The organism is Photorhabdus temperata, from assembly GCF_025384845.1.
Taxonomy (GTDB): Bacteria; Pseudomonadota; Gammaproteobacteria; order Enterobacterales; family Enterobacteriaceae; genus Photorhabdus; species Photorhabdus temperata.
The window spans coordinates 1-5901 of sequence record NZ_JAJAFX010000105.1 but is presented as its reverse complement, the minus strand read 5'-3'; the positions used below and the strand labels follow the sequence as shown (position 1 = coordinate 5901).

At 43.0% G+C, this 5901-nt stretch carries 5 protein-coding genes; 3 read left to right on the top strand and 2 right to left on the bottom strand.

Annotation, left to right across the window (positions count from 1 at the left end; all coding sequences use genetic code 11):
- Window positions 1-601, bottom strand: a 601-nt coding sequence (locus LGZ99_RS23110) for an alpha/beta fold hydrolase (protein ID WP_262979712.1), incomplete at its 3' end; no start/stop codon positions are given.
- A gap of 890 nt (window positions 602-1491) precedes the next feature.
- Here LGZ99_RS23110 and LGZ99_RS23105 point away from each other — a divergent pair.
- A complete protein-coding gene (locus tag LGZ99_RS23105) occupies window positions 1492-1989 on the top strand; it encodes a hypothetical protein (RefSeq protein ID WP_023043917.1) in 498 nt (165 codons plus the stop codon).
- Complete coding sequence (locus tag LGZ99_RS23100) at window positions 1989-2471, top strand: hypothetical protein (RefSeq protein ID WP_262979711.1); 483 nt, start codon at window positions 1989-1991, stop codon at window positions 2469-2471. The genes LGZ99_RS23105 and LGZ99_RS23100 overlap by 1 nt, the downstream gene beginning before the upstream one ends.
- A 402-nt stretch (window positions 2472-2873) precedes the next feature.
- Here the strand turns inward: LGZ99_RS23100 and LGZ99_RS23095 are convergent, their stop codons facing one another.
- Entirely contained in the window at window positions 2874-4058 is a 1185-nt protein-coding gene (locus LGZ99_RS23095) for a BaiN/RdsA family NAD(P)/FAD-dependent oxidoreductase (RefSeq protein WP_036839147.1), read from the bottom strand.
- Window positions 4059-4357: 299 nt separating this feature from the next.
- Here LGZ99_RS23095 and pitA point away from each other — a divergent pair, with 299 nt between their 5' ends.
- The gene (gene pitA / locus LGZ99_RS23090; RefSeq protein WP_036839145.1) at window positions 4358-5848 is read left to right on the top strand and encodes an inorganic phosphate transporter PitA; all 1491 of its coding nucleotides are present in this window, start codon (window positions 4358-4360) and stop codon (window positions 5846-5848) included.
- Window positions 5849-5901: the final 53 nt, after the last annotated feature.

Here is a 5901-nt window from a genome sequence, read left to right as displayed (position 1 = left end):
GCAATATATCGAATTCCCCCGGATTGATATTTTCAAATCCGGTTGGCGGTGGGTCTGGATACATATCCACATGACCAGGGACACCACCAGCACAATACATAACAAATTCGGTAATAACCGGTGAGTTGGTCTCATATAAATGACGCCAGACAGCAACAAGTCTTTCCATCTGTAAATCTGTTTTCAGCCATCCTGCGAGCAGCACCAAATTCCGAACCAGATCCGGACGTTTAGCGGCGACAGAAGCGGCAACGACGGAGCCCAGAGAATAACCTATCAGTGTGACAGATTCCCCTGGAGCCGCTGTTTCAATAACGGCTTCGACCTGTTTTCCAAGATGTTCAGGAGTCAGAATTTCTCCCGCTTTCACTGGTTGAGAAAAATCCAGTGATATAACGGCGTGTTTTGTGGCAAGTAGTGGAAATAGATGACTGAAATGCAGCGTTGTATTTCCGCTTGTACCATGCACCAACACCACAGTATTACTCTTGGCATTATCCTTAGTCAGGCCTGGAGGTTTAGCTGTGAAGAACCTGACATCCTTTCCATCTACTTTTACAGTACTTTCATTAACATTAAATTCTTGATCGGATTTATTCATGGCAGTTATATATCTCCCTATAGATATGGGGTAATAAAATCTTAATATTGAGCTTTATTGGTTAAATTGTGGTTGTGATTATTCTGTCTTGATAACAATTAGTTCATTGAATAATTATCTTGTTGCTTCTTAAATAAAGTCATAACTAAATATCAGGCTATTGTCAAATCCATAAAGTTGAAATTATGCCTATACTTGAATATTTTTATTATAAAATTAAATGCTCTGAATTATTCATTATATTTTAGTGATAAATAATCAAATCGCAAGTTATTAACCAGGATGAAATAATTATGATGCTAAGTATATCCTGGAATTAAGAGCTTAGAAATGAAATCTGTTGTTTCTTCTAGCAATAAATGGCATCACATCTTTTATCATTTGAAAGCCAATTCTTTGAGTGGGACAGTCAAGTTGGCAAGACAGAATATGTGTGGTGTTGTTTGCCAACTCAAGTTCAGTGTTTATTCATGCTATTTATATCTGGAGATCAATATGATAATAACGCAAGGGCTCTGTCAGGCTGGCCGGAGAAAGTATCAAAATATTAAGTCCATATATTGGACTATTTTCTTAATTTCTTCTTTTACATTGACAGGTTTTCATCCTCATACCATAGTAATTACATCATATATAGTTTGTTTTCTTTGACCTGTTGGTTTGCTTGTATTCTCAAATAATTCATTTGATCTATTATTCGGACTTTATTCAGTAATAGTTCATATAATTAAGCAAAACCAGTGATTGAAACAAATTAGAAGATAAGTTATGAAGGAAATACAATTTTCTCTGTTTTTAAGAAAGACAATTTGGATTCAGATTTAAAAAGCACTATCAGACTATTTTCCGCAGTATTTTGTGATACTTAACGCACATTAAGGAGATAAAAAATGTCTAATCAAACTGTGAATGAACAACATCCGCAATATGTGGTGGCAGAAGGAGAAAAACGTGCTATACGCACGATTAAGCTATTTATTTCTCTGGGTTTTATCGCAGAAGCTGGATTTCTTTTAATGAGTTTTATTTTATTTCCCGACAATGGCCCGCTGGTATGGCGTTTGGTATGGGCTCTTGGTTTATGCGGTATCGGCATGGGGGCCGCCGTTGGGGGATTGACCTATCTGCTCTCAGCCCGTTTTATACCTGGAAGCGCTGGAGCTTATATCATGACCGCAGTGAGTAGCGCTCTGTTTTTCAGTGTTTGCCAGACACTTTGCTGGGGATTGGACCATAACGTGGGGCTGAATTATTGGGGCTCAATAGAAATGCCGTTGTTGTTCCTTATTAAGGGATACACTGCTGCACTCATTGCTGGCATTTTGGGTAGTTTTCTTCTTAACTCGATAAAAGGTGCAAGACTCCTTGACTGTCTAAAGGTGTTTTAGTGAATAAAGAATCGAGTTTGCCCAACAGCTTCGCTATTTCCGTATTTCTGGCTGTGCTGGCTGCATGCCTGAATCTTATATTATGGCGTGCCGATATTCTGGAAATGGCGCACAACACTGCGCTGAAAGGGTTAATGGCAGTTTGGTATATATTGGGCTGGGGTTTTGCTCCAGGTTGCCTGACCGCTCTCACCATCAATTCAATCAGAACAAGATTACCTCAGATGGTGGGGGCGGTGGTCGCCATGCTGATAAGTTTTCTGCTGGTTACGGGGATTTGCGGCCTGGTTTATGCTTACCTGACAAATTCCGCTTTCATGCAGATTGCTATGGGTATGGGTGGCGAGGCTCATCATCATTCCCCAGTAAGCCAGGGAACTATTCTTGGCTTTATTGCGCAACTGCTACCCAGTTTATGTGCGATCGTTATCTCGATAATAAATGCTTTTTCGGTGAAAATAGGAAAGTGGTTCAGGTTATGAGCCAGCTTCCAAGGCGTAGCTAGTCGATGGTTCTTCTCCCATCTTGTCATTGTGCTTGGTTCCCCGACATAAAGCGAAAGACACTAGCCCCCAGTTTTGTGAATGCAAGATTGGGGCTTCCTTGTTTATATGTGTTGATAGATAACGTATTCCATCCTTCATCTGTTAACATAGTTCTTGGCATGATGGTGAGGTAGAGTCGTTTTTTTATTTCTACGGCTGTAGTACTGCATCTAATTCATACCGTTTCCTGAATGTTTGTTGAAAATCTTCCAGCGTCTCCAGTTTTCTTTTCCTGATGAAGATAAGTCACTCCACCATTTGTCACAGAGTGAATTATAGAATAGTGAGCAATTAGTCGAAGTTTTATTGTTAGTGTGTCGCTTATATTCTGTCTCTATATCACAACGCTTGCGCACACGCCCAGGCAGAACTCCATGCCCACTGGAAATTATAGCCACCAAGCCAGCCGGTGACGTCTACCACTTCACCGATAAAATAGAGTCCTTTTACCTGATTAGCCTCCATTGTTTTGGATGAAAGCTGATGAGTATCCACGCCGCCCATAGTAACCTCAGCAGTACGATAGCCTTCAGTACCGTTGGGTTGTACTTGCCATGACTGGAGGTTTGTCATCAATTGTTTTTGTTGAACTGAGTTCAACTGCTTAAGAGAAACATCCGGGAGTTGGCCGAGTGTTTGCAGACATTCTGTCAGCCTCTTCGGCAATAATTTTGCCAAGGTATTCTTTACGCTTTGGTTTGGGTGAGCACTCCGTTCTGTCTCCAGAAACGTTTCCAGATCAATATCTGGAAGTAAGTTAATACTCACAAACTCTCCCGGTTGCCAATAACTGGAAATTTGTAAAATTGCCGGACCGGAAAGTCCCCGATGGGTAAACAGGATATTTTCTTTGAACAGCGTGCCATTTTCAGCGGTGACAATGGCGGGAACGGACACACCGGAAAGCACATGAAGTTGCTCCAGTAGTGGTTTATGTAGAGTAAAAGGCACGAGAGCGGCGCGGGTTGGCAAGACTTTCAGGCCAAACTGTTCTGCAATCCGATAACCAAAAGGGGTTGCGCCAAGACCCGGCATAGATAACCCACCGGAAGCGATGACCAGTGAGCGTGTACTTACTTCCTTCCCGTTAACGGTGATAACGAAACCCAGCTCCTTTTTTTCTACGTGGCTAACTTCGCTACGCAGGCGGATAGTGACTTGACCAGCCTCACACTCTTTTAACAACATATCAACTATCTGCTGGGCTGAATCATCGCAAAAAAGCTGTCCCAGGGTTTTTTCGTGGTAAACAATGCCATGGCGCTGGACCAGCTCAAGAAAATCCCACTGTGTATAGCGAGCCAGGGCAGATTTACAGAAATGGGGATTAGCGGAAAGATAAGCTGATGGTTCTGTGTACATATTAGTGAAGTTACAACGCCCACCGCCGGACATCAAAATCTTACGCCCGGTTTTTTTACCATTGTCCAGAACCAGCACCCGTAAACCACGTTGCCCAGCTTGAGCTGCGCAAAACAGACCGGCTGCGCCGGCACCAACAATAACGACATCAAATCTTTCCACTGTTTCTCTCTTTATAACCGAATAATTTAGCGGGAACTTCCCTTAAAGTGTTGCATTTTTGATAACTTTGCGGAAAAAAGTCGCCGTATGACCTGAATTTGTCAGGTAAACTTATTTTTTGTCTTAAAATTGTCAATTTTTTAAAAGATATGCAATTTTATGATATATAAGGAATATTCCCATTTCTTATTGTTATCTGGTTGTCATGAAATCAAAAAAAGTTCATATTTCACTTTCCCCGCTAGCATTTGTCACTGATAATGCGCCGCGTTCATGTCCAACTAACTGGCTTAACGTTTATGCTACATCTTTTTACTGGCCTGGATTTTCACACCAGCCTAATGTTAGTACTGGCACTGCTGTTTGTGCTGTTTTATGAAGCCATTAATGGCTTTCATGATACCGCGAATGCGGTAGCAACAGTTATTTATACCCGTGCTATGCGAGCACAGTTCGCAGTCGTCATGGCTGGGGTATTTAACTTTTTCGGTGTTCTTCTTGGTGGATTAAGTGTCGCCTACGCGATTGTACATTTACTCCCTACCGATCTTCTGCTCAATGTCAGCTCTGCTCATGGTCTTGCCATGGTGTTTTCCATGCTGCTGGCTGCCATTGTCTGGAACCTTGGTACCTGGTATTTCGGTTTACCTGCATCCAGTTCTCATACCCTGATTGGTTCCATTATTGGTATCGGCTTGACCAATGCCATTGTGACCAATTCTTCTGTGGTTGATGCGCTGAATGTGCCGAAGATGATACAGATTTTCCTGTCGTTGATCCTCTCTCCTATAATCGGATTGATCATCGCCGGGGCAATCGTGTTTCTGCTGCGCCGTTACTGGAGTAGCACTAAGAAACGCAAACGTATTCATCTGACACCCGCTGAACGTGAAAAGAAAGATGGTAAGCGTAAGCCACCTTTCTGGACGCGTACTGCGCTGATTTTGTCTGCGGTAGGAGTAAGTTTCTCTCATGGGGCGAATGACGGTCAGAAAGGCATCGGTTTAATTATGCTGGTGCTGATCGGTGTAGCTCCGGCGGGATTTGTCGTAAACATGAATGCGAATGGCTATGACATTGCCCGTACTTACGATGCGGTTACTCACCTGCAACAATATTATCAGCAGCATGGTACCGCGTTATCTCATGCCATTGAACTGACGCCATTGGTTGCTGTTGCAGAAGATGAGTCGGAAGGACGATTCCATTGTGACAGCACTCGCGCTGTAGTTGTTCTTAATCAGACAGAAAGCATATTGAAGGGCATTCAGAGCTATAGTGGGCTGAATCCTGAACAGCGTAACAATATGCGCCGCATGTTGATGTGTATTGCCGATACTGCGGAATCTGTGGCTAAACTGCCGGAAACTAGTGCTGAAGATGCCCGTTTTCTGAATAAACTGCGTAAAGACTTATTGCATACTGTTGAGTATGCACCTATCTGGATCATCATTGCGGTGGCGCTGGCGCTATCTCTGGGAACTATGGTTGGCTGGCAACGCGTTGCGGTGACTATCGGCGAGAAGATTGGTAAGAAAGGTATGACCTACGCACAGGGTGTTTCAGCTCAGATGACTGCGGCTGTTTCAATTGGTGTGGCGAGTTATACCGGGATGCCGGTTTCGACTACACAGGTTCTTTCCTCTGCGGTAGCGGGGACGATGTTGGTTGATGGTGGTGGTGTTCAGGGTAAAACAATCAAGAACATCATGTTGGCCTGGATACTGACCCTGCCAGTTTCAATTGGGTTATCCGGTATTTTCTACTGGTTCGCTTTGAAACTGATTTAATTGTTTTGACGAATAATTTGAAGGCGGTATGGGTTAACTATACCGCCTTTTGT

Bases quoted from the DNA above. Each gene is read 5' to 3' on its own strand.
- pitA (WP_036839145.1), top strand. From the start codon at position 4,358: ATGCTACATCTTTTTACTGGCCTGGATTTTCACACCAGCCTAATGTTA.
- LGZ99_RS23105 (WP_023043917.1), top strand. From the start codon at position 1,492: ATGTCTAATCAAACTGTGAATGAACAACATCCGCAATATGTGGTGGCA.